This is a genomic window from Shewanella psychrophila (assembly GCF_002005305.1).
GTDB lineage: Bacteria > Pseudomonadota > Gammaproteobacteria > Enterobacterales > Shewanellaceae > Shewanella > Shewanella psychrophila.
The window spans coordinates 1,469,541-1,492,763 of the sequence record NZ_CP014782.1; the positions used below are offsets into that span (position 1 = coordinate 1,469,541).

Sequence of the window (23,223 nt, forward strand, 5' to 3'; positions counted from 1 at the left end):
AATTAAGGCCATTACTTTGTGTTACTGTCTATTTATCTTACGAAAATAGAAAAAGAGACAAATTTTACGTGAGCTCATCCATTTTGACTAGGGCTAATTTACGCTTTTATCCATAAAATCTAGATATATCACTCTCATTGTCAGTATAACCTCCACTCCAGCACATATTAACGACTCAAAGCCTGAATATCGGGCCAATTCCTCTCTTTATAAATGTGAAATAATTGTATCCTGACAAGTATATACACAGTGATGTGAACAAAGATTAAACGATCAACTTTATGAATGCTAAATACAGGTTAAGAAATTGTAGAGACACCCGATATACATGTGTGATCACATTCAGCAACAGAGAAGTGCTATGAAAGAAGTAAAATTTCGTTGGGTAGACCAATTTCTTATCCAGATGACATTAAAAACAAAATTCGCCATTCTAGCTATTATCCCTATTCTCACCTTAATAGGACTTTCCTTTATCCTGTATAGCCAATTTATGCAGCAGATAACACAAAGCCATAATGATACGGCCCAACAACAATCAAGAGCCATAGACGAAATAGTAACACTCAGTGCTAGCTATATCCCTCAAGCGCAACAAGCTGATTATTTCAGCCAACTGACACGACTACAACGGGTTATCAAAGAGCAAAACTTGTCGCGAGAACAGGCCCAAGCGGCCAATCGAGGTGGTGGCATCGTCAAGGATAATTATCAGACACAAGCCATAGGTCCTCAGAATAATACCGGCGTTGTCGCTAGCGTGACCATGAGGGATCTCAGTACTGTTATGGATAGCTCACGAGTTTATGTCATCACCTGCTTAATGGCACTTATTTTAATCATCATTATCTCCAACTACACCATCTCCAGTTTTGTCGGCGGCGCCCTCTATACTAATGTTATGGCACTCAAGAGAGCGGCCGATGGCGATCTCACCAGTAGACTCAACTTCTTTGAAGTAAAAGATGAGTTCAGTATATTGGCAATCAGCATAGATACCTTAGTCGAGCGTCAACATAACTTAGTGACACAGTTGAGCCAGGCGAGTCAACAGATCCGTGAAGTGGTGCAATCTTTCCGACAAAATGCTCAGGAAGGTCAATCTTTAGCCTCTAATCAGAGACAACATCTCGACTCACTGGCCACAGCCATGGAAGAGATGACAGCAGCGGTCAAAGAGGTCGCGCGAAATGCCGAGCAGTCATCGATTGAGACCCAAGAGGCGAACGCTCAGGTAGATGCTGGGTCAAATGATATCGCCACCACAGTTGATGCCATCGAGATGCTATCCAATGAGATAGGTGAAGCTTCTACTGCGGTAGATACCCTAAATGACAATGCGGCAAAAATTGACGCGGTCGTTACCACAATTAATTCGATTTCAGAACAGACGAATCTACTCGCACTCAATGCCGCCATCGAAGCCGCTCGCGCCGGTGAGCAAGGTCGTGGGTTTGCCGTTGTCGCCGATGAGGTTCGAACATTAGCGGGACGAACTCAAGATGCGACTGTCGAGATTAAATCTATGATTGAGGCGCTGCAGTCCGGAGCACAAGATCTAACTCAAGTGATGAAACGCACCGTAGATAAAGCCAACGAAGGTAAGAAACATGTCCTAGATACAGGCGATGACTTGAAAGCCATTGCCGAGCACAGTGGCCGCGTATATGAGATGAGCGTCCTCATCGCCACCTCTGCCGATGAGCAATCGGCAGTGGCGAACGAAATCGCGACAAATTTGATGGAGATCCGCAACCAGTCCCATAACGTGGAACAATCGGCTAATGATTCGGTATCGGGCTGTGATGGACTCCATGCCACCGCTGAGCAACTAGATCAACTGCTGGTCGGACTCAAGATTTAGCCCCTCAAGGCTATGCTTGAGTAGATAGATCCTGATGAATAGAATGGAAATGCCCAATGCTTAACACACTGGGCATTTTTTCTTAAAAGAATCACTAAACATCGACTGGTTTAAACCGCGCAGCTTTTCATTTATGGTAGAGGTCTATCTCTCATGATGAGAGTAAAAAGGAAGTATGCCCAAATGGGAAAAAATGGACCCGATGACCAGCCCTCTTTCAAAACACATTGGCTGAACAGCTTACCCTTTAAATTTTCTATAATTCAGTTTTGTATCGTCAGCCTGATCATCGCGTCGAGTATCTGGCTTATCCTATCCATAGAGAAAAAGCACCATCAAGAGACCCAACTATCCTTAAGCCAAAATTTAGGCTTGACCATAGTCGCTCAACTTCAGCAAACCACATCAAAAATTGAAGCTCTTGCCGCCTCTATGGCCTCTATCGGCGTCACTTATGCCCATTCTCCGACTCAGCTACAACAGATAGTCCCCGCCCTCCTCGATACCGATGGACAACAATCCCTAATCGCGGGTGGGGGAATATGGCCCGAACCCGGCGCTTTCGATTCATCTAAATTGCGAGACAGTTACTTCTGGGCCCGTGATGAGCAAAATCAATTTGAGCTGATCTATGGATATAATAATGCCAATGGCTCAGGCTATCATTCTGAGATCTGGTACAAACCTACGCGTTTTTATCCCGTCGGCACCACCTACTGGTCTGATGCCTATATCGATCCACACACAGATGAGACCATGATAACCGCCTCGGTTCCCATGTGGTTAGACCACAAATTTATCGGGGTCTCTACGGTAGATCTGGCACTTTCATCACTTAAGTCCTTTTTTGATAAACTAGAGCTGCACCAAGGTTACCTGTTTGCACTCGATAGCAATAATAACCTTCTGGCTCATCCCTATGATGCTGAGGAGCGAGACTCAAGGAAACCATCGCCATACTTGAGTCACCCTTTCAAGCAATTCACTCAAGATCATCCAGCCTACGCATCAATCCTCACAGAGATAGATAAAATTGACGCTCAATTCCTAAAGCATGCCGGAACGAGCAGCACCTACGATCCATCGCAACTCAATGCATTGCTAGAGACTCTAGATGTATCTAAGCGAGACAGGCTGTCGGCGCTTATCAATGCCAATGCTAGCGGAGTATCGCCTAACTCTGAACGCACCACCAGCTTCGTCTTAGACCAAGATCCTTTACTCAAGGAACCAGTATTGGTGTCTGTGTTTCATATGCCTAGAACCTACTGGAAGATCATCTTAGTGACGCCCTTGAGTGAAGTGGGCAATAAGGATCATGCCATCGCAGCAAAGGTTGGCATCTTCTTACTCTTGACCCAATTAATTGCCCTTGTGGTGCTATTTATGTTCCAACATAGGTTGTTTATCAAGCCGATCTCCAAGATGGTCGAGTCCCTGCAAGGAGGCAACATAGCGAAATTAGAGCTCACCGCCAATCAACGTCAAGATGAAATAGGCAAACTGGCTAAGGCATTCACATCAAGAAACCAGCAGCTTGAAATTGCTTACGCCAGTCTAGATGCCGGAAACTTAGCTCTGGAACAACAACTTGAGATGCAAAAACACGCTCAAATTCAATTGAGTAAGCATAAGAACCAACTCAATGATCTGCTCAATTCATCGCAAAACCTCATCTGTATCAAGAACACTGAAGGACTATATACCTTAGTGAATGATAGGTTCTGTGAGGTATTAGGCCTGGAGCGAGATAAAGTCATTGGCGCTAAAGACAGTGACCTTTTCCCTACCCACATCGCCGAGATTATTGCCGGCCATGATAAGATCATCGCCAGTACGGAAACGCCACAAAGCTTTGAGCAACCCATCCCAACCAACCAAGGTGAAATCACTTACTTGATCACTAAATATCCCATTCAGGATGATGAAGGTCATATTTTTGCTTTAGGTGCCATGGCGTTCGATATCAGTCATATAAAAGCCGATAACCAGGAGCTAACCTGCAAGGTTGAACAGCTCAATCAAAACTTAGTTCACCGGGAGATGCAGCTGCAACAATTAAAAATGACCCTACGCCGGGTTGAACAATCGAGCATCACCATAGAAAAACACAAGCAACAATCGCTGCAACTGCAGCATATTGGAGCTCAGAATCATAAGTTAATGCCTCAACTAATTACAGATATCTTACGAGAACAACTCAAAGAGCATGAACTTATCTTCACTAAACTGAGTCAAGATAGCGCTTTGCCATTGAGGGAAGATATGTTGGATCTTATGCGCCTTGTCACAGAGCAAACCGATAAGTTACGTCACCTACTCTACATAGTCGTGCCCCAGAGCGAAGCAATTAAATCAGTTCACATAAAGCAATTTTTGGAGCATCTGTTAGCCGTATTAGGCCCGCAATTTGATGCTTGTAAGGTGACATCCAGCCTGGACTGTTCTGACTTGCTAACATTACAAGTCTCACCCTGGTCACTGTTACTCCTTTTTTATAAACTATTGCAAAACACCTTATCCCATGGATTCAACCTAAACACTGAGCATAATGAAATAACCATATCAGTGCACAAAAACGGTCAACAACTCATGATAAACATCAAGGACAATGGTGTCGGTATCGTGTCTTCGCACCTTGAAGAGATAAACAAGCAGATAAGGGATCACACCAGCACTGGCACTCTGGCAGAGTTAGCCCTCTGGTTAAAAGTTGAGTTTAACGGTGAGATAAGTGTTCACTCGGAACTATCCCAATATACTGAGGTAAGGTGTTTGCTAACCCTTACTGATGGCAGTGATTGAAGGACAATGACTAAAAGCAGTGCTTAGAAACGGTCTCTAAAAAAGCATTGAATGAATTAGATGGCGCGACTTGGGTAACCAACAAAGATAGAAAAAAGAGAGGGAACGCCCTCTCTTTTTGATATTCAGCAGATTAACGCTCCACATCTACCAGATAATGGCCCTGTAGCCAGTTTCGCCCTATGAGTAATTTATAACTCATTTTACTTCTGTCTCTGAGGTTAACTTTGACCTTATATTCCTGTCCAGGCTCTCCAATCTTGAGTTCCACCATATAGCGGATCTCGCTACCTTGGGCATTACGGATCAATGAGGTCTCGACAATCATGGCCTTCACTCGATGAGAAACGCCTTTCTCATTCTCTGTGGTAAAGCTAAGCATCTTACCGATATTAGCTTCCATATCATCGACGCCATTTTCAATTTTAAAGTCAACGGCATGAAGTGAGTTTTCCACGGCACCAGTGTCGATACGGGTCTTATAGGTCAAACCTTATTCTGGTCTAATCGATCTGGACACAATGATTGTGGATAATAGAACTATCAATCGAGGTGAGCATGAATACGAAAAGACAGTACCGAACTTATACCAAAGAGTTTAAAGAAGAAGCTTTATGCTTAATAACCGAACAAGGCTATAGCGTTCCACAAGCCGCAGACGCGCTTGGTGTCTCATCCAACCTGCTCTATACCTGGAAACAGAAGGCTGAAGAGCTAGAGAGTTCTAACGTAACTTCAGATGAGAGAGCCGAGCTTTTAGCCCTAAGAAAAGAGGTTAAGCAGCTTCGCGTAGAGAAAGAAATATTAAAAAAGGCCAGTGCCTTCTTCGCGAAAGAAATGAAGTAAAGTTTCGGTATATTCGAGACAACCGCTCTCAATTCGAAATAAAAACAGTTTGTAAGGTGCTGAACGTTAGCCGTAGTGCCTTCTATGATTGGCTATCTAGGCCCGCTAAGATTATTAGCGAAAATGAGCTAAAACTGTATCGTACGGCAAAGCGCCTTTTCAAGCGCAGTCGTAACAGCTTAGGCTCACGTCAGTTATCCAAAAAACTATGTGAAGAAGGCTATATCATCGGCCGTTATCGCACTCGCTCTATCATGCGAAAGCTTGGCTTAGTGGTGACTCAGCGCCAAGCCTATACAGTAACGACTAAGCGAAAACACAGTGATAGTGTTGCAGATAACGTGCTGAGCCAGAACTTTAACCCTGCTGAACCTAACCAAGCTTGGGCAGGTGATGTCACCTATCTGAGAACTAACGAAGGCTGGATGTATTTAGCTATTGTTATGGATTTACACTCTAGACGAATCATTGGCTGGAGTATCTCGAAACGAATGACCGTCAGCTTGGTTGAACGTGCATTACAGGTGGCTATAACACTTCGTCAACCAGGCTGCGGTGTTTTATTTCACAGTGACAGAGGCTCGCAGTATACGAGTAAGCAATTCCAAAGCTTGCTAACAAAGAGCGGAATGACACCTTCTATGAGCAGTGTTGGCGCTTGCCTAGATAATGCTGTCGTTGAACGATTTTTTGGTAGTTTAAAGCACGAATGGCTGTTGAATGTAGTTCATTTAACACGAGAGTCAATGAAGCAAGATGTTGAGGAATATATTAGGTATTACAACCATGAGCGGTTACATACTACGCTAGGTGATTTAACACCGAGCAACTATGAAAAGTTACAAAGTCAGGTGTCCAGTTGTGCTTGACCAGAATACCTGTCTCTACAATGTGAATGGGGGATACCGGGCCTATCACTTTCTTATCAGACACATCCACGATATATTTACCCTTAAGCCAGCTGCGGCCGATGAGTAATTTGTAATCCATGTGGCTTCTATCACGTAAGTTGACTAGGACTTTACGTTCCTTGCCATCAAAGCCCACATGTAACCAGACCATATAGCGGGTCTCGCGTCCCTGAGAGTTACTCACGGTGGATGTTCTTACTATTGGAGCCGATAACCTCTCTCGCTCACCAGAGGCATTCTCAGTGGTGAAATGAATGATTTTACCGACATTGTCTTTCATCTTCTTGGCACTGCCACCTTCCACTTGCAGATCAAAGGCGTTCAAGGAAGTATTTACCGCTCCAGTGTCAATTCTAGCAACGAAGGTAAGTTTCGTCTCGGCGACAGACATCTGCGCCGTTGGACCTATGATAGCTTTATCTTGTGCCAACACAGATGTAGAGAGTAACAACATACATAAACCTATTTTTTTCAGCATTATGTTTACCAACTCCAAAAATAAAATCAAAGAAAGAAATTAGACAATAAAAAGGCCGACCCTAAAGCCGACCCGATTTCAATTGGTTATCCATTAACCTTAGCGCGCGATTAACTCTCGTTATCTGCAATCCATTGTTCAGCCAAGTGGCTGTTACTTTTATCGAAAACTTTAACCGGACAGGGGATCATATAAGCCATAGCCTTCGCCATACTAGTGATCCAATCACTGTCGGTAATGATGACGACTCTTGAAAAGTCAGTCAAATGAAAAAAACCTAACATTGCATCATCCCATAGTGTTTCTACTGTGATGCCCTTAAATCCTTCATCAAACTCATACCAAAGTTTAATCGACGCATGATCTTTTAATCTTCCCTCGATTGCCGGTAGTAAACGCTTGTCATAGTCATCCCCAGTAACAACCCCTGAGGCCTTTATCGCTACGGTATCGTGATTAAACCCATCCAAAATTTCTAGCATGATGCACTCCTTGCAAAACGGTTAACAATCAACAATCAATAAATAAAATGAAAAACGAACAAACTAAACAGACAAAAGATACATAAACAATGAACCAGGTGCCTGCCTAAGTCTGCACCTGTTTTAAAGCACCTGAAATGCCGAGAAAATTGAACACCTAACCAAACAAGTATAAACGGTACAAATGGAAGTGACACAACTAATGGGAAAAAACCCCATCCAAGGTCGAACGCATTAATACTAAAGGTGTGAATCGCCCACCAAAATAGCAACAGTGCCAGATACACTGCTAAATGTTGATTGTGCGTCGAACCAGTTAAATTGTTCAAATGAGAGCCCTAAAGTTTATCTGGTATAACATTAGGCTTCTAATGAACTGACCACAAGAATGGAGATGTAAAAGACTGTAACTAAATATAAAATCTGACTAAAAATAAACATATCACTCATTTTTGTACAAAGAATATTTTGCACGAAAATAGCTAGCGCGACTAATATTGAGCGCGATAGCCATCATTAAGCTAAGGTATGTTTACTGGGAGTCATTTTTACTGCGATTCCTCCACAAGCTTAGAGATTTCTTGATCGAATAGGTTTTTGATCAAGCCAGAGAATTCAGTAATAAACAAGGTCTGCTCCGAAGTGGCATTTCTTTTAGCAACATTGGCTAATATCTCTTCGAGGTCGTAGACAATTGCATCAATTTCACGGATCACCGTATTTCTTTGAGCAAAACTCAGAGACGGGTTTTGACCACACACCATGATGATCTGCGCCGATAACTGCTCTTCGAATAATTCCATCACGGTATCGCCCGCAACAGATCCCACCTCTTGCCCCTCAAACAGACCTAAATGCTCTGTGAGGTACTGAACGAGATGCATATATCCATCTTTATCTGTAACCATCTTAAACCTTATTCACCTATTCAGTTAGAGCATGGTAGATGCCATGCTCACTGTCCAGTCTATCGAACTTTTAAACCGTTTTCATCATAGGCAAGTTAATTTGTTACATCAGGCCTTTAACGGGTTAAATTCAATACAAATGAAACGGGTACAGCCTGACTTATCGAGGTCAAACCCGCAATATCTCTTAATTTTTCAATGCCGGATGTCAGGCCAAAATTAGCCGCGTTGACTATCACAGGCTGCGTACTCACCACTAAGAGTTGCTTATTTGACAACTTAGCAATCGTCACTGTGACAGGCATAGTCTGTGTCTTGCCATGGAGAGATAATTCGACAGATATATCCATGACACTGGTACCGCCGACCGGAATATCGGCAAGCTTAGCCAGTTCGATATTCGAACTCAGTGATAAAGTCGGAAACTTACCGACCTCAAACAACAGCTCCTTCATCCGAGTATCACGGATCTCAATATTGGTCCAAACACTGGCTAACTCTATAGTCAGTGCAAATTTACCCGTATCGTCCAGCTGACCAGAGAAAGCATTAAAATGATGAACTTCGGCCACATTTACTTTCTTTGTCGAGACAAAATTCACATTTGAATTTTTACTGTCCACGGTCCAGGGCGATGCCGATGCCGTCGCGCCTATTGAACATAACAAGATCCCGATCAATAATTTATTCATACATGCTCCCTTACTCTATTACCATCATCAAATTTAATTGGATTAATTCGTTTTACTAGTAACAGTATATAAATGATTTTAAATAAGTAAATGCTGATAAAAGAAAGTAAAAAATGAAAGTGCCATAGCTACTCTCATTTTCTTACTTAAGCATAGGTGTAAGCCTTTAAGGCGCGAGCCTACTGATGTCCCAGCTGGCCGCTTCTTTAGTATAGAGGAAGCGGTCATGAAGGCGTTTTTCTCCCCCTTGCCAAAACTCAATACTGTTTGGCTTAACGATATAGCCTCCCCAAAACTTAGGCAGGGGCACTTCACCTTTACTGAACTTAGCCTTCATCTCCGCGTACTTGCTCTCTAATGCCTGGCGTGCAGAAATTTTACTGGACTGCTTAGAAACCCAAGCGGCAATCTGACTCTCTTTAGGGCGGGTAATAAAATATTTCATCACCTCAGCCGTCGATAAGGCATGAGCTTCGCCGGTTATCGCCACCTGTCGCTCTAATGAGTGCCAGGGAAATAAAATACTGACTTTCGAGTTAACGGCGATCTGCTGCGCCTTCCTACTCTCTAAATTGGTAAAAAATACGAAGCCACCAGTATCGAAACGTTTAAGCAGCACAATTCTCTGAAATGGCTGCCCATCGGCATCGACAGTGGCCACCACCATGGCGGTGGGGTCACTAAGCAAGTCACTGTCCCTTGCTTGCTCCATCCATTTAGAGAACAAGACCATAGGATCTTTTGGTAGATCCTCTTCATTGAGCCCGCCTAAGGTATATTCACGCCTGATATCACTCAGTTTTGACATTATTGCTTTCCCTACACCAGTCATTAATCGCTATTTTTTATGGGTATTTCTTTTTTTATCTGCCCACAAATGTAACATCTCAAGCCCCAGAGTCGCACCCGCTAGAGCGGTGATCTCGGCCGAGTCATAGGCTGGAGCGACTTCGACCACATCCATGCCAACCAAGTTCATGCCCCGTAGGCCACGTAAAATTTTCATGGCTTTATCACTGGTTAACCCACCGCACACTGGCGTGCCAGTACCCGGCGCAAAGGCTGGGTCTAAACAATCGATATCGAATGTTACGTACAAGGGCATATCACCCACACGCGCCTTGATTTGAGCCACGATATCGTCGGCTTTCATGTCATTGGCCGTCGCGGCATCGATCACCTGAAACTCATGTGTATCTCGATCATACTCGGTTCTTATTCCCACCTGAATCGAATGCTCAGTTGAGATTATCCCCTCTTTAGGCGCATGGTGAAACATGGTGCCATGATCGTACTTACTGCCCTGACTGTAAGTGTCAGTATGTGCATCAAAATGCAGCAGAGCCATTTTACCGTGCTTTTTAAAGTGCGCTCTGAGCAGGGGTAGAGTAACGAAATGATCGCCACCAAAACTCAACAAACCCTTGCCTGCATCTAGAATTGCCGTCGCAAAGTCTTCAACTCTTTGAGTGAAATCTGCCGAATCACCACAGTCATAAACAAGGTCACCGGCATCGACGATGTTAAGATGCTCGCTGAGTTTGAAATCCCAGGGCCAACGCGTCTCTTCCCAGGCTAAATTAATCGATGCCTGACGGATAGCACCCGGCCCCATGCGGCCACCGGAACGTCCAGTAGTGGCCATATCGAAAGGTAACCCTAAAATCACCACATCGGCATCAGATGCGATGGGATTAAAATTCAAAGGTTGTCTTAGATAACCAAAGGCATTGGAATACAATGAGTAATCAGGTTTATCTATCATGGTGGTCATACACTCTCCAGCAAATCTCAATATTTATATAATTTGGGTAAACTGCAATTCACCTTGTTGATGAACATGCTTAAAATGAACATCATAGCCAGCATCGGTGGTAATTGAGCAGGTGTTAATACTGGTATTATCTCGCCTTTTGGTGACGAGTAAGGGCCGGTCGACACAGATCAAGTCCCAACGCTCGGGCTGTAATTTCAATAAAAAATGCTCTATTAACTCGGCGGGTAAATCCTTATCAGTCAAATTGGTCTCAAAACTGCAATATGAACTCTGTTCTTGTGGGGTAATGTGCACGGTGAAATACTTATCTCCCTTTATGCCATTGAGCGAATAACCCAATGGACTAAAGAGGTGGTAGTCAAATTCGAAACCACTAAACAAGGAGCTAAGCTCGAGGGCATCACAGATCCCCTCAGCAGTCTGACAAGGTGAACGAAAGTACTCAGCCAAGGGGCCCCTTAAGTGATACATCAATAGCTCTGTTGTGGCTAACGGCTTAATGGTAACCACAGGCTTAGTAGTAGCCAGAGCCTTACCTGAATGCCCTTCGTTATTGGCGGTAAACAGATAATGATGGTGACTGTCCAGATGACCTATCCTGTATCCCTTGCCAGAAATCGTCTGAGTGATATAGGCAAGGTCTTGAGCAAAGCTTCGAATTTGTGGTTGCAGCAGATACTCATTTTTTCTCTGATAAGTCGCATATGCAATCGTCTCAGCTCCTAGCTTTTCGATGAAAAGCACCAGAGCATTGGATAACTGAGTCGCGCCACAGGTCAACATTCTTATCCGCCCGTCCCACACAAACAAGCTGGACTCGCTGAGCAGGTAAGCATCGCACGATTCATTTCTCACTGTGGAAATGATTTCGGCCCCCGCACTCGCGACTAAGGTCTGCCAAAAAGCGTAAGATAAACGTCTTAATGAAGGCGAGCCAGGCTGCACACCTAGCTCGATGATCTTTTCAGAACCTTCAAATACCATATCGCGTTACCTTGATCCAAGTATCAGTATTTAAATCCGTAATAGCCTGAGCCTATAGTTAAGTGAAGTCTTCCAGATAGGTATAGCCTTTCAAGCCAAGCTGCAACTCCTCCAGGATATTTGCACGCTCAGATTCTTCAATATGCATGTTAACCAGCTCTTCATAGGTACGCATAAATGAAACGGCATCTAAATTCACATACCGGAGTACATCCGCCACCGTGTCACCCGCTAATACAGACTCGATATTGGTGAGACCATTCTCATCGACTCGAACCACGGCAGAGTTAGTATCACCGAAAAGGTTATGCATATCCCCCAATATCTCCTGGTAGGCTCCCACTAAGAAAAAGCCAATCAGATAGGGACTCTCTGCACTCCAGGCCGGAACCGGCAAAGTGGTTTCTATGCCCTGTCCATCGACATACTGGTCGATAGTACCATCGGAATCACAGGTAATATCCAACATCACGGCGCGGCGCTCAGGCTTCTTATCCAGACCCGATAACGGTAATACCGGGAACACCTGATCTATACCCCATGCATCGGGTAACGACTGAAACAGAGAAAAATTCACAAAAAACTTATCGGCTAACTTCTCATTAAGCTCATCTATGATGGGTCTATGAAAACGATACTTAGTGCTCAGGACTCCTTGAAGTTCATGACACACCCTTAAGTTAACTTGCTCCGCCCAGGCACGCTCCGTTAGAGACAGCTGACCTAAGGCAAACAATGAGTGAGCTTCGGCTAAATCACTTTGACAATCATGATAGATCTCAATCAATGCCCGCTGATCTGCACGTCCACTCACCTCTACCCAAGATTGCCACATATTATGCAGCAGTTGGGGCGCGGCTTCATCGGGAGCATGAATGACTTCGGCCTTATAGGCTTCGGTACCGATCACGTCTGAGATAAGCACCGCATGATGAGCCGTGAGATATCGTCCAGATTCAGAAATAATTCTCGGCATCGGCTGCTGATATTCATTACAAATATCGGTCAACACACTGACTATATTGTTAGCATATTCGGTCAAACCATAATTCATCGAATTACTACTTTGACTGCGAGTACCGTCATAATCGACCGCTAAACCGCCACCAACATCGAAACACTTTACATTGGTGCCAAGTTTTTGCAGTTCACAATAGAAACGCCCGGCTTCGCTCACCCCTTGTCTTATGTCGCGGATGTTCGCAATTTGCGATCCCAGATGAAAATGCAGTAATTGCAAGGAGTCTAACATTTTCTCATCTTTGAGAGATTCGATCACAGTTAATACTTGGGCTGCAGACAAACCAAATTTAGATTTTTCTCCTCCACTGGCTTGCCACTTACCTTTACCCTGAAACGCCAGGCGTACACGTAACCCCAGTCTAGGGGTTACCCCTAGCTTTTTAGCTTCCCGGAGTATGGTTTTAAGCTCCGACAGTTTCTCGAGAACGATATAGACCTTGTGGCCTAATTTCTCACCGATAAGTGCCAGTCGGATATACTCAATATCTTTATAACCATTACAGATAATCACAGAGCTGGCCTTCTGAGCCATAGCCAAAACCGCCATTAACTCTGGCTTGCTACCGGCTTCTAGGCCGAGTTGTGGCACCTCTTTCGATTTCTGGCTGGCGAGGATCTCTTCAACGACGGTCTGTTGCTGGTTAACTTTAATCGGATACACCAGCAAGTAATCTGACTCATATTGGTATTTCTGGATAGCCAGATTGAATGCATGACAGAGACTGTTAACCCTGTGGTGCAAGATCTGCGGAAAACGAACCAGTACAGGCAGCGCGACCCCTGACTTGACCATATCCTGGGCAAGCTCATTTAAACCAATAGTAAATTCCGGATTAATTTGATCGGGAGAAACGGTGACTTCTCCTGCATCACTTATCCCATAGAGTCCCTGACTCCAATGATTAACGTTATACCCTGTGCGGGCATCATTAATAGACCAATCACTCATAATTGTTAAACCTAAATAAGAAATCAAAAACAAAGGCGATATCAACGCCCCCGCCATCACTAACCATTGAGCAATCTAGTCTGAAAACCAGCGTACAAACCAGTGTTCAGACCATAAAAATGGGGCGTAATTAAACACCCCAGACGATGCTATTGCAAGCATAAGATATAAAAATATAAAGCCAAAAATCCAGTCCAGATTAACATGATTGAAGGAAAACCCTCATTCGATGTCGTTTTTTAAACAAATTAGCGTCATAGATTAAAATCACTTAAAGATTGTTATTCAATTTTCCACTATAATCCACCATCGAAGCAGTCCCTAAGCAACAGAGAGTCACATGATACAAATAGGAAAATCTTGCACCCTCGAAGTCGTAAAACGAGTCGACTTTGGCGTTTATCTCAATGCACACGACCTAGGCCAAGTACTATTGCCTAGCAAGGTGGTCCCAAAAGAGTGTAATGTCGGTGATGAGGTCGATGTTTTTCTCTATTTAGATTCAGAAGATGCCATCATTGCGACCACCAAGAAGCCACTGGCTGAAGTGGGTCAGTTTGCCTATTTAGAAGCTGTTGCTACCGGTCAATACGGTGCCTTCCTCAACTGGGGGCTAGATAAAGATCTGCTACTCCCTTTCGGTGAACAACACAGAGAGATTGAAGTGGGCCGCTCCTACTTAGTCTATATCTACACCAGTAACGTCGATGAGCGCATTGTCGCCTCGGCCAAAGTTGATAAGTTCCTCGACAGAACGCCTCCTCCCTACGATAAAGATGAAGCGGTTAACCTGATCATAGGTGGCACCACAGATCTGGGCTACAAAGCTATCATCAACCACAGTCATTGGGGCGTTATTTTCAAAAATGAGGTTTTTCGGACCCTGAGCTTTGGTCAGAGACTGAAGGGCTTTATCAAGCAAGTACGCAGCGATGACAAGATAGATCTCATCCTGCAACAGGGTGTAAAATCCGAGTTGGATAAACATTCGACCACCATCATGTTTAAGCTTAAACAAGCTGGCGGCTTCTTGCCTCTTAACGATAAGACAGATGCAGAAGCTATCTATGCCAAACTCTCAATGAGCAAGAAAGCCTTCAAGAAAAGCATAGGTGGCCTGTATAAGAATAAACAGATCACCATATCGCCCGATGGAATTAGATTAGTAGAAGACTAAGCACTTCTGGTCGTACCTTCGAGAATTGTCTAGTTATCGTGCATAAAACCAGTAACTTATTGCTTGGCTCTTTGATTAAAAGCATGACTCTGTTATAACAAAGTCATGCTTTTTTTATGAGTTTACTAAAATGAATCTAACGCTCCATGAAGCTAGAGTGATCGGTTGTCTACTTGAAAAAGAAGTCACCACCCCAGATCAATATCCCTTATCCCTCAATTCACTCACTATGGCCTGTAACCAAAAGTCGAGTCGAGATCCGGTACTTGCCATGACAGAAGCCGAGACTCAAGCCAGTATCGATGCGCTGATGAAACGCAGGTTAGTCACAGACCAAACTGGCTTTGGTTCGCGAGTGGTGAAGTATAAACATAGATTCTGTAATACCGAGTTTAGCGATCTACAGTTCAATTCGGCTCAATTCGCCGTCATTTGCCTATTACTGCTCCGTGGTCCCCAGACACCGGGAGAGTTAAAGAGTCGAAGTGGCCGTTTACACCTTTTCAACGATGTCAGTGAAGTCGATAAGGCCTTAAACTCGTTAACACTCACTGATCCGGCATTAGTCAGGCAACTTGCCAGAGAACCAGGGAGACGAGACTCTCGCTTCATCGGTCTTTTTTCTGACGAAGTAGCCCAAGGGAGTGGATCTGATATGGCGATAACGCCAACAAGGCCTAGTTCAATAGCCCCTGCAGATTCAGTAGCAACCACTGAAGAGCAGAATCTAGCACAAGCCGATTTAGTCGCAAGAGTGACCAGCCTCGAACATGAGGTAGCTCAACTCAAAGAAGCATTGCAGGATTTACTCGACTGATAGTCGTAGCGGCATGAAACAAGATTTGACTAAATGAGATACAAGCACATATGCCTTGGTGATAAATTAGGGCTGAATGTGTTCGATGACTATATATTCTGGATTTTCTCAACTGATAATCTGAGGTCCGTATCTGTTCGATAACAATATTATAAGGGATGATTTTGGAACCTAACCTAAATACCGGCTTAGTGCGTAATACGCTCATATTAGCCAAATTTGAATTAAAGAAGCTGCTGTTTAATCCGAAAGGTTTGATCGCCCTCACCGCTTTCTCACTCGTATGGATGCTGATCTTACTCTATCCAATTCGTAGCGCCTCGGATATTCTCCTGAGCCCGGATTTCAGGCAGCTAATAGCTGGAATATTTGGCGAGTCTTCGGTGGATAGACTCTTTCAATGGCAAGTAGCTGAGATGGCTATATTTTGGGTTGCAGCCCTGTATATCTTTCCTATGTTCAGTATTTTTGTCTCCGCGGATCAATTTGCCTCAGATAAGAGCAGAGGCAGCTTTCGCTTCTTGATCTTAAGGACCGGGAGAGACAGTTTATTTTTCGGCCGCTTTATCGGCCACATGTTGATTCAGTCTCTACTATTAATGTTAACGGTAGGGGCCACGATACTGCTGGCACTGTCACGGGAGAGCAGCCTGTTACTGCCAGCGTTAGGCTCAGGCCTGATGGTGTTTATTAATATCTTCATCATCTTGCTGCCATACACGGCCTTGATGGCGCTACTCTCTTTGTACGCAAACTCCGCGAGGCAAGCCACTATCTACGCCATATTATTCTGGGCTGTGAGTGCCATAGTGATCGCTATCGTCAATAGTCAGCTCCCCGCACTTGGTGAACTATTAAGTTGGATATTACCCGGTGCTCAGCTCAGCATGATGATCAACACCCAAGGGGTTTCTAGCCTGGTCTATGCCCCAATACCTCTCATTCAAGCAGGGGTGTTACTTTTTCTTGGTAGAAGTTACATGATCAGGAGTTCACTATGAGTCTGATTAAATGTGAAAGTCTCAGTAAATCATACGGCAGTAAACTCGCACTGGATTCAGTATCACTGGAACTAAAACCCGGCGCACCGATTGCCCTCGTCGGTCCAAACGGTGCAGGAAAGACCACACTGTTTAGCCTGCTATGTGGATACTTACTGCCCAGTCACGGCAAAGTGACCATCATGGGTGAGAAACCTGGCAGCCGGAAATTACTCGGCAAAGTATCTTCCTTGCCTCAAGATGCCAGTCTAGATCCTAATCTGAACCTCATCACCCAATTCACACTATTTGGCACCCTGCAGGGGCTGACTAAAAGCCAGGCTAGGTCTGAGGGTCTACGTGTTCTGTCACTGGTGGGTCTGAGTGATGTGGTCGAGCAAAAACCAACGGCATTAAGCCATGGAATGAGTAAGCGAGCATCCATAGCTCAGGCCTTAATCGGTTCTCCTCAGCTGGTGCTATTAGATGAACCCACGGCAGGACTGGATCCAGTCAATGCCAAGGTGATCCGTGAGCTCGTCAAGTCACTTTCTCAAGATATCACCTTCGTCATTAGCTCACATAACTTAGATGAGTTAGAGAAACTCTGTGATCAGGTTCTTTATTTGGACAAGGGGAAATTAGGCCAATCAGTTTCTATGCAGGAGAACTTACTCGATGAGTACCTCACGATTTCTATGCAGGAGTGTGATAATCAGGCGTTGATTTCACGAGTCGAAGGTTTAGCAGGCATAAATTCGGTGACGCTTAAACAAGAGAATGAGTTTTTAATCCATTACGCAGCCAATCAGATCAAAGATATAGAGGTGCAGATTTTTACGCTTTTCGCCAGTCACGGCTGGAAGTACAAGGCGATACTCAAGGGCCGAACTTTAGAAGACAAGCTTTTCTCCTGATCTCATTTCAATCGATAACAAGGGCGCCCATCAGGCGCCTTTTTTACCCGCAGTTTTCTCCACGAACACTCTATACCCCGAACACTCATACAGAGCAATTCACCAGCCACAAACCTTCACACTTCTCCCTATTTCCCCTTAGGGAACACATCATAAGGACTCGCTGGGTATGTCACTATTCTAGATGGAGTAAGGTCTTATACCGATTGGTATTAGATGGGAATAGTTATGTGGGTATAAATCAGGAGTAAGAAGTCACTATGGGACGACTCTTAAAATGGCGATGACATTAGAAACCAGAATGCCTGAAGATTAGAACGCTAAGTGACGGTTGGTTGGATACTAGGAATGCGAATTAATGAGCTAGCAGAAATCACTATCACTATGATTTAAAACATTATGCTGTAAATTTTAGACAAAAAAAGAGCCGCGATAAATCGCAGCCCTTACTAATTCTTTTGGATTAGCTAAGCGCTAATCGAAAGTCCAAACTTAAACGACAGTAACGTTTTCAGCTTGTGGACCTTTCTGACCTTGAGTCACAGTGAATTGAACTTTCTGACCTTCGTCAAGAGTTTTGAAACCGTCTGATTGAATCGCACGGAAGTGAACGAAGACGTCTGGACCAGACTCTTGCTCGATAAATCCAAAACCTTTGTCAGAGTTGAACCACTTAACAACGCCAGTAACTTGAGACATGATATAAATCCTGTAACTAAATAAAAATAAAGCCAAAACGGCAGTAAAGCTGGAATATGCCGGTATTACTTATGTTAACAGGACGAACGGATCGCATTGATACATAAAAATAAGTCCAACCTTCAAGCTGCGTTCACTATAAATCATTCTCAGCCTATGTCAACAATCAAAAGCAATATGTCAGCCTAATTTCGCTTTATTTTCTGTTGCTTGTTCAAATTTCAATTAGTCAAAAATGGTGTAAAAATACTAAAAACAAACGCTTGGTTACTTTTTAACCAGCCTTACCTATTTTTAAATTAGATTGCTTTAAAAACTTCGATTTTAAAATCAAGTTCGCACTTGAGGCCTTGGCTAATCATATCGGCTTTTTGTTCTTGGGTTAACTTCCAGCTATAGGGGGTCATATTCAAGAAATGAGTGATCTCCACTTCATTAGTCAACACCAGTTCAGCCTCTAGGTTTTCTCGATGAACTAATTCGAACCCCTCAATATGACTACTCTCACTAATATGACGTTTAGGTTTATCATAAATGAGCTCTTTCAGCGCAAAGTGATGATTTTTACCTGCCGATGCCGTTATTAGGGTTCCACCCTGTTTAACCACCCGCCTAAGCTCCTCATCTAACGAGGGAGCATAGATTCTTAACATGAAATCAAACTGTTCACTTTCAAAAGGCATTTCAAATGCACTGGCGACACAGAAACTGATGTCTTTATATCGTTTCGAAGCATACTTGAGGGCAGACTTGGAGATATCTAACCCTTGCAACTCCACATCTGGCAAGCTATCAAACAGGCGGTGACTATAATAGCCTTCCCCACAGCCTATATCTAAACCTTGCTCCGCTCTTGGACAATGGAGCATGGCCAGTTCATTCACCCTATCACTAAGCAGTTGGTAATGGCCTTTATTAAGGAACTCTCTTCTGGCGAACATCATCTCTTTATTATCACCAGGATCTTTAGAACGTTTATTCTGCACCGGCAACAAATTGACATAGCCCTCTTTAGCACAATCAAATCTATGGTTATTTGAACAGGACCAGGTATTTTGTTGAAGCATCAAGGGAGTTTTACAGATAGGGCAAGCGTATTTCATTTTTTATCCAATGGTCCTAGGGTTACTCTTCATCCAAAATGAGCTCTTTAATCATTTCATTGACGGCTGGAGTCGAAAGCAGGCGATAATACTCTAATTTTCGCGCCTGAACATCATTAGTTAATTTTTGATCTGTAGCACCTTGCCAATTGGGGCGCTCCACAGATTGATTGAAGCTCCGTGATAACCACTGTTTTTTACGAGACAGCTGCGCATCTAGCTTCAACACTTCCACGCTGACATCCGGGTGCCTTAACACAAGCTCGCTACAGCCAAACCGGGAAAGATCGCTTCTGACATTTTCCAATTCGGACAGTTCCAGTAATATTTGCTCGGTACTGGAATCATACACCACCTCTCTAGATACCAAAGCTCTCGCCTGTACTAACTCTCTGGGCCCATGAAATAGGCGTAAATCTTCTTCGAGCGCTACTAACTGCCACCGAGTAGAATCGACAATACAGAAATCAGCATTTTCATTGGCTTTGAAATCTACATTTATCGCCAATCCAGATCTCAGCTCTTGTCCGCATAGAGTCGGAGAAATTCCTAAGCCGGTAAATAAGCGCCAACCTTGCCCTACTCCTCTGGAGAGTGTGCTCGTATCAGGTTTGCTCAGTATCAGCTGTGACTCGCACTTAAGGGATAAAAATGGATGCAATCTGAATAATACCGAAAATGATGTCTGGCTGACTTCCACTAGAATAAACTCACCGACATGACCGCTCATGGCTTGTAGCAAGCCAAAATCACTGACCGCTTCATTAAGATATATCTTAAGCGTTGAGCCATGATCAAAAGTAAGGATTTCAGGCTGGGTTAGCAAGGGTTCAAACATGACAAATTCACCTCAGGTTAATGAGGCAGTGTACCTTGCTTCCTTTTACAGCACCAGAGGGGTAAGAGACTAAAAACAAACAGGATAAACGAATCTGAAATTTAATTTTTAGCATTGACCCGACACTATCAAGAATAGATGGGTGACTCTGTGATCTGAGCTTGTTGTAATCTTATGGCCTTCACAATAACAAGATTTTAAGACGTTCTAACTAATAGTACAGGGCCTACCGCTTCATAAATAATAGTACAGGGCCTACCGCTTCATAAATAATACACTTTACGACAAAGCAAAACGGCTCACACATTTCTAGGCAAGCCGTTCTGTACCGATCATAAAGCAATAACTCACCCAAATTTAGTGTGCCACTACAAAAATGAGGCTTTTGGATATACTATCAAAGTGAGTAATTCATTATAATTAGTACTTAATTTCGCCCTACATACTCATGATTCGGCATATTGTAAGGGTCATCGGAACTGGTGTTTCTTGTTACTGTGTAATGATGTCCTAACTCGCCTTTTTTAAACAATACAAATTCAGCAAAGCTCGTTCCCGAACTGTAATAATTAAAAACTTTTGCATCAGGATTCTCAGGGAATGTTATTTCGATTGAGCTAATTAGACATAAATTACGCCCTATATCTCTAAAAGCTTGATGGGCAGAAAGTTTGAAAGTCGATTCACCGCACCATTTATACTTAGCTACTCCCTCTATATTTTGATCTGTTGAATTGAATACCTTTACTTGTGCATACCCACCGTCACCAGAATAATTTACCGGATCATTCTGAGCCATTTCAGCTGTTTCAGCCATGGCTGCATCTTCATCAAAATTTAAACTTTCTGTCTGTTCTGCATAAGCATAAGCTGAGGAGAGAATAAGGACAGAAGCTATCACCTTAGCTATTTTGCTATTAATCATTTTATCACCAATTATATAAAAACTTATCTTCGAGGACACACGTCACAATTAATTCAACGGCAACAGTGCAGAACAGAATTAAAACATAAAAGGCAGTATTATCGCTGCTGACCGCAAGGACAGCTTGCAATAACCCCCAATAATATCAATGTGTTAGGTGGATAACATATAAGAATCAAAAGGAACACCAATGACTATTTAAACAGCAACCTACTAAATAGCGTCAAGGGTTTAGGGTTATTAATCAGGCTAACGACAAGGGTATAATAGCAGGCAAGGCTAAGTATTTGTTATCTCTTAAAGACAAAGTTTAACCAGATATTATTCTATCTTCGTCAACTGCCTTTTAGGTGAGTTGTTCATTATTGACTAATTATTCATCCTAACCGCGAAGGTTAATTATTCATAATGGTCATAAAGTTAAAAAGGAAGAAAAATGAAAACCAGTAAAAATTTATTAGTATTTCTATATGCAAGTATATTATTTCCGCTCGTCGGCATAGCAGTAGCAAACCCAGTAGAAACCACAGAACAACTTGAAAACAACGAAGCTATCCAAAGTGAACTGCTTATGAGAAAAAACAAATATCTACCAATGAGCGAAGGTCAATACTATGACATAAGAACTTCTAGCGGCGACAAATTTAATTTATTTGTAGATAGCATTAATGGAAACTGGGTAGAAAGTGACGGTGAGTTTTTTAATACCGAGCTAATGATTTCAATAAGGCCACTTTAACGTCATAACTTAGTCGTTACGACTCCGTTAGTGGCGACACATTAAATTATGATTTAAAAAACTCTGTCTTTACCAAGTATTAATTAACCTTCATCACTTTAAAATCAGCATGATTTAATAAAATACAACTCAATTTAGCATACCAATGATGGGAAGTTCATTCAAAAAAACACTTAATAATTAAATTAAAAACTAGACTGAACTTTATCATTTCAAGGTATAGAGTTCCATTAGAGGTTCAAGTGTCACAGTGCTGGAATAGGCTAATTATCAAGAGTGATTTTTTACTTGTTTCTTCAGAAAAACAGGAGTTTCAAAGAACCACATTACAGCTTTAATAACCCTAAACCAGCATTTGAAATTTTCCATTTACTTTAGATTATTATGATTTATATCAAAGAAATAACTGAAAATTTCAAGATGAATTTACCACGATTATGGTTGGTGATTTCGCCTTTATGTCAACTGACCATAGGGAGAGTTGCTCAGTGTTACTCTATCCCTCATTCTAGTGGCGAAGGAAAGGCATTCCACTTGCTTTTTTGCGTTACTCATTATCAAACATTGCTATCTTTTTACCGCTAAGTTACTAACCTACTTAGCGGTTTTTTTTGCCTTAAATTCTTATCGTCTAACTACCTAGATTTCATTTCCGTCAACTGAGCTTTGGGGAGTTACTCGTCACCAGTCAATCATTCACTCTAGTACGGAAAGTTAGATTCCTATTTAGTTTCTCATTGACTCCAACCCACTAACCTCCCCGCGCTTGTTCAAAGTAGAAGAGCACCACATATTTCAGGACTCAACATTTTCCTGCTAAATAAGCATAAATGAGAGTAACTATATCTTTAAAATAATAATGTGTATTTACTGCTTTGATGATTGGTTAAAGTTCGTTTTAATATGACGAATATTTAGAGGTGAACTTTCGGTAAAACAGAGGCTCGCCAAACTTCAGAGAGACTAAGCCTCATTATTAATCATATAATAAGTTTATCACAGATAACCCTGACCAAATGGACAGGCACCTTGGAATAAAATAACTATGTGTGATTCGGTGGATCCCCCTAATACAGCGGTAATGCTAAAAATTAAGTTTATAGAGGTCATTAAAATAAATGTCAACTTCGACGAGAGTTGATCTTGTAAACCCCCTCCAGACTTTGAGAATAGATAAGCAAGAAAAACCAACTGCTAATTAATTTATTGAGTAAAAGCTCAAACCATCCCAAATAGATTTGTTTCAAATTGATACATTTTAACATTTGATTATATCAATAATATTCAATAGATTTGTCGTTGCTGACAG

General features: G+C 42.7%; 20 protein-coding genes and 1 pseudogene. 8 read left to right on the forward strand and 13 right to left on the reverse strand.

Annotated features, from left to right (window positions below):
• Positions 1–361 precede the first annotated feature (361 nt).
• Complete coding sequence (locus sps_RS06565) at positions 362–1,864, forward strand: methyl-accepting chemotaxis protein (protein WP_077755575.1); 1,503 nt, start codon at positions 362–364, stop codon at positions 1,862–1,864.
• A gap of 183 nt (positions 1,865–2,047) precedes the next feature.
• Positions 2,048–4,669 carry a PAS domain-containing protein gene (locus tag sps_RS06570; RefSeq protein ID WP_077751806.1) on the forward strand — a complete coding sequence of 874 codons (2,622 nt, stop codon included), beginning with the start codon at positions 2,048–2,050 and terminating at the stop codon, positions 4,667–4,669.
• 133 nt (positions 4,670–4,802) lie between these two features.
• Here sps_RS06570 and sps_RS06575 read toward each other — a convergent pair.
• Positions 4,803–5,162 (reverse strand): annotated as a pseudogene (locus sps_RS06575) (putative ATP-dependent zinc protease); the annotation flags it as partial.
• 65 nt (positions 5,163–5,227) lie between these two features.
• Between sps_RS06575 and sps_RS06580 the strand changes: the two are divergent.
• Positions 5,228–6,384 (forward strand): IS3 family transposase gene (locus sps_RS06580; protein WP_149027232.1). Its coding sequence is split into 2 segments (ribosomal slippage): positions 5,228–5,474 and positions 5,474–6,384, totalling 1,158 coding nucleotides; the frame shifts between segments, so codons are not numbered across the junction.
• Here the strand turns inward: sps_RS06580 and sps_RS06585 are convergent.
• The 8 genes from sps_RS06585 to speA form a co-directional block, all read right to left on the reverse strand.
• On the reverse strand, positions 6,317–6,904 hold the full coding sequence (locus sps_RS06585) for a putative ATP-dependent zinc protease (protein WP_237158009.1): 588 nt from the start codon (positions 6,902–6,904) through the stop codon (positions 6,317–6,319). The two genes, sps_RS06580 and sps_RS06585, sit on opposite strands and share 68 nt — an antisense overlap.
• Before the next feature lie 110 nt (positions 6,905–7,014).
• Positions 7,015–7,386: a SpoIIAA family protein gene (locus sps_RS06590; protein WP_077751807.1), complete on the reverse strand. Its 372-nt coding sequence runs from the start codon at positions 7,384–7,386 to the stop codon at positions 7,015–7,017.
• A 548-nt stretch (positions 7,387–7,934) separates the two neighbouring features.
• Entirely contained in the window at positions 7,935–8,294 is a 360-nt protein-coding gene (locus tag sps_RS06600) for a DUF3802 family protein (protein WP_077751809.1), read from the reverse strand.
• Positions 8,295–8,410: 116 nt separating this feature from the next.
• On the reverse strand, positions 8,411–8,986 hold the full coding sequence (locus sps_RS06605) for a YceI family protein (protein WP_077751810.1): 576 nt from the start codon (positions 8,984–8,986) through the stop codon (positions 8,411–8,413).
• A 166-nt stretch (positions 8,987–9,152) separates the two neighbouring features.
• Positions 9,153–9,794, reverse strand: coding sequence for a pyridoxamine 5'-phosphate oxidase (pdxH, locus tag sps_RS06610; protein ID WP_077751811.1), 642 nt, complete (start codon positions 9,792–9,794; stop codon positions 9,153–9,155).
• A gap of 30 nt (positions 9,795–9,824) precedes the next feature.
• Positions 9,825–10,760, reverse strand: coding sequence for an agmatinase (speB, locus tag sps_RS06615; protein WP_077751812.1), 936 nt, complete (start codon positions 10,758–10,760; stop codon positions 9,825–9,827).
• 24 nt (positions 10,761–10,784) lie between these two features.
• Positions 10,785–11,747, reverse strand: a complete 963-nt coding sequence (locus sps_RS06620; protein WP_077751813.1) for a hypothetical protein — start codon at positions 11,745–11,747, stop codon at positions 10,785–10,787.
• Positions 11,748–11,805: 58 nt separating this feature from the next.
• The gene (speA, locus tag sps_RS06625; protein WP_077751814.1) at positions 11,806–13,719 is read right to left on the reverse strand and encodes a biosynthetic arginine decarboxylase; all 1,914 of its coding nucleotides are present in this window, start codon (positions 13,717–13,719) and stop codon (positions 11,806–11,808) included.
• Positions 13,720–14,059: 340 nt separating this feature from the next.
• On the opposite strand from speA, the gene sps_RS06630 reads away from it, so the two are divergent.
• The 4 genes from sps_RS06630 (at position 14,060) to sps_RS06645 (ending at position 17,610) form a co-directional block, all read left to right on the forward strand.
• Entirely contained in the window at positions 14,060–14,896 is an 837-nt protein-coding gene (locus sps_RS06630) for a CvfB family protein (protein WP_077751815.1), read from the forward strand.
• Positions 14,897–15,026: 130 nt separating this feature from the next.
• Positions 15,027–15,713 (forward strand): YceH family protein, encoded by a 687-nt coding sequence (locus sps_RS06635; RefSeq protein WP_077751816.1) that lies wholly within the window; start codon positions 15,027–15,029, stop codon positions 15,711–15,713.
• 158 nt (positions 15,714–15,871) lie between these two features.
• Positions 15,872–16,714 carry an ABC transporter permease subunit gene (locus sps_RS06640; protein ID WP_179948395.1) on the forward strand — a complete coding sequence of 281 codons (843 nt, stop codon included), beginning with the start codon at positions 15,872–15,874 and terminating at the stop codon, positions 16,712–16,714.
• Positions 16,711–17,610 (forward strand): ABC transporter ATP-binding protein, encoded by a 900-nt coding sequence (locus sps_RS06645; RefSeq protein WP_077751818.1) that lies wholly within the window; start codon positions 16,711–16,713, stop codon positions 17,608–17,610. The genes sps_RS06640 and sps_RS06645 overlap by 4 nt, the downstream gene beginning before the upstream one ends.
• 492 nt (positions 17,611–18,102) lie before the next feature.
• Here sps_RS06645 and sps_RS06650 read toward each other — a convergent pair whose 3' ends face one another.
• The 4 genes from sps_RS06650 to sps_RS06665 form a co-directional block, all read right to left on the reverse strand.
• Positions 18,103–18,309 (reverse strand): cold-shock protein, encoded by a 207-nt coding sequence (locus tag sps_RS06650; protein WP_076409593.1) that lies wholly within the window; start codon positions 18,307–18,309, stop codon positions 18,103–18,105.
• Positions 18,310–18,608: 299 nt separating this feature from the next.
• Entirely contained in the window at positions 18,609–19,412 is an 804-nt protein-coding gene (gene rlmA / locus sps_RS06655) for a 23S rRNA (guanine(745)-N(1))-methyltransferase (RefSeq protein ID WP_077751819.1), read from the reverse strand.
• A 22-nt stretch (positions 19,413–19,434) separates the two neighbouring features.
• Positions 19,435–20,250, reverse strand: coding sequence for a hypothetical protein (locus sps_RS06660; RefSeq protein WP_077751820.1), 816 nt, complete (start codon positions 20,248–20,250; stop codon positions 19,435–19,437).
• A 427-nt stretch (positions 20,251–20,677) separates the two neighbouring features.
• Positions 20,678–21,175 carry a hypothetical protein gene (locus sps_RS06665; RefSeq protein ID WP_077751821.1) on the reverse strand — a complete coding sequence of 166 codons (498 nt, stop codon included), beginning with the start codon at positions 21,173–21,175 and terminating at the stop codon, positions 20,678–20,680.
• Positions 21,176–21,611: 436 nt separating this feature from the next.
• Between sps_RS06665 and sps_RS06670 the strand changes: the two genes are divergently transcribed.
• Complete coding sequence (locus sps_RS06670) at positions 21,612–21,914, forward strand: hypothetical protein (protein ID WP_077751822.1); 303 nt, start codon at positions 21,612–21,614, stop codon at positions 21,912–21,914.
• The last annotated feature ends 1,309 nt before the right edge of the window (positions 21,915–23,223 follow it).

Excerpts from the sequence above, each read along its gene's own strand:
- sps_RS06565 (WP_077755575.1), top strand. The coding sequence starts at position 362 with ATGAAAGAAGTAAAATTTCGTTGGGTAGACCAATTTCTTATCCAGATG.
- sps_RS06570 (WP_077751806.1), top strand. The coding sequence starts at position 2,048 with ATGGGAAAAAATGGACCCGATGACCAGCCCTCTTTCAAAACACATTGG.
- sps_RS06585 (WP_237158009.1), bottom strand. The coding sequence starts at position 6,904 with ATGCTGAAAAAAATAGGTTTATGTATGTTGTTACTCTCTACATCTGTG.
- sps_RS06590 (WP_077751807.1), bottom strand. The coding sequence starts at position 7,386 with ATGCTAGAAATTTTGGATGGGTTTAATCACGATACCGTAGCGATAAAG.
- sps_RS06600 (WP_077751809.1), bottom strand. The coding sequence starts at position 8,294 with ATGGTTACAGATAAAGATGGATATATGCATCTCGTTCAGTACCTCACA.
- sps_RS06605 (WP_077751810.1), bottom strand. The coding sequence starts at position 8,986 with ATGAATAAATTATTGATCGGGATCTTGTTATGTTCAATAGGCGCGACG.
- pdxH (WP_077751811.1), bottom strand. The coding sequence starts at position 9,794 with ATGTCAAAACTGAGTGATATCAGGCGTGAATATACCTTAGGCGGGCTC.
- speB (WP_077751812.1), bottom strand. The coding sequence starts at position 10,760 with ATGACCACCATGATAGATAAACCTGATTACTCATTGTATTCCAATGCC.
- sps_RS06620 (WP_077751813.1), bottom strand. The coding sequence starts at position 11,747 with ATGGTATTTGAAGGTTCTGAAAAGATCATCGAGCTAGGTGTGCAGCCT.
- speA (WP_077751814.1), bottom strand. The coding sequence starts at position 13,719 with ATGAGTGATTGGTCTATTAATGATGCCCGCACAGGGTATAACGTTAAT.
- sps_RS06630 (WP_077751815.1), top strand. The coding sequence starts at position 14,060 with ATGATACAAATAGGAAAATCTTGCACCCTCGAAGTCGTAAAACGAGTC.
- sps_RS06635 (WP_077751816.1), top strand. The coding sequence starts at position 15,027 with ATGAATCTAACGCTCCATGAAGCTAGAGTGATCGGTTGTCTACTTGAA.
- sps_RS06640 (WP_179948395.1), top strand. The coding sequence starts at position 15,872 with ATGATTTTGGAACCTAACCTAAATACCGGCTTAGTGCGTAATACGCTC.
- sps_RS06645 (WP_077751818.1), top strand. The coding sequence starts at position 16,711 with ATGAGTCTGATTAAATGTGAAAGTCTCAGTAAATCATACGGCAGTAAA.
- sps_RS06650 (WP_076409593.1), bottom strand. The coding sequence starts at position 18,309 with ATGTCTCAAGTTACTGGCGTTGTTAAGTGGTTCAACTCTGACAAAGGT.
- rlmA (WP_077751819.1), bottom strand. The coding sequence starts at position 19,412 with ATGAAATACGCTTGCCCTATCTGTAAAACTCCCTTGATGCTTCAACAA.
- sps_RS06660 (WP_077751820.1), bottom strand. The coding sequence starts at position 20,250 with ATGTTTGAACCCTTGCTAACCCAGCCTGAAATCCTTACTTTTGATCAT.
- sps_RS06665 (WP_077751821.1), bottom strand. The coding sequence starts at position 21,175 with ATGATTAATAGCAAAATAGCTAAGGTGATAGCTTCTGTCCTTATTCTC.
- sps_RS06670 (WP_077751822.1), top strand. The coding sequence starts at position 21,612 with ATGAAAACCAGTAAAAATTTATTAGTATTTCTATATGCAAGTATATTA.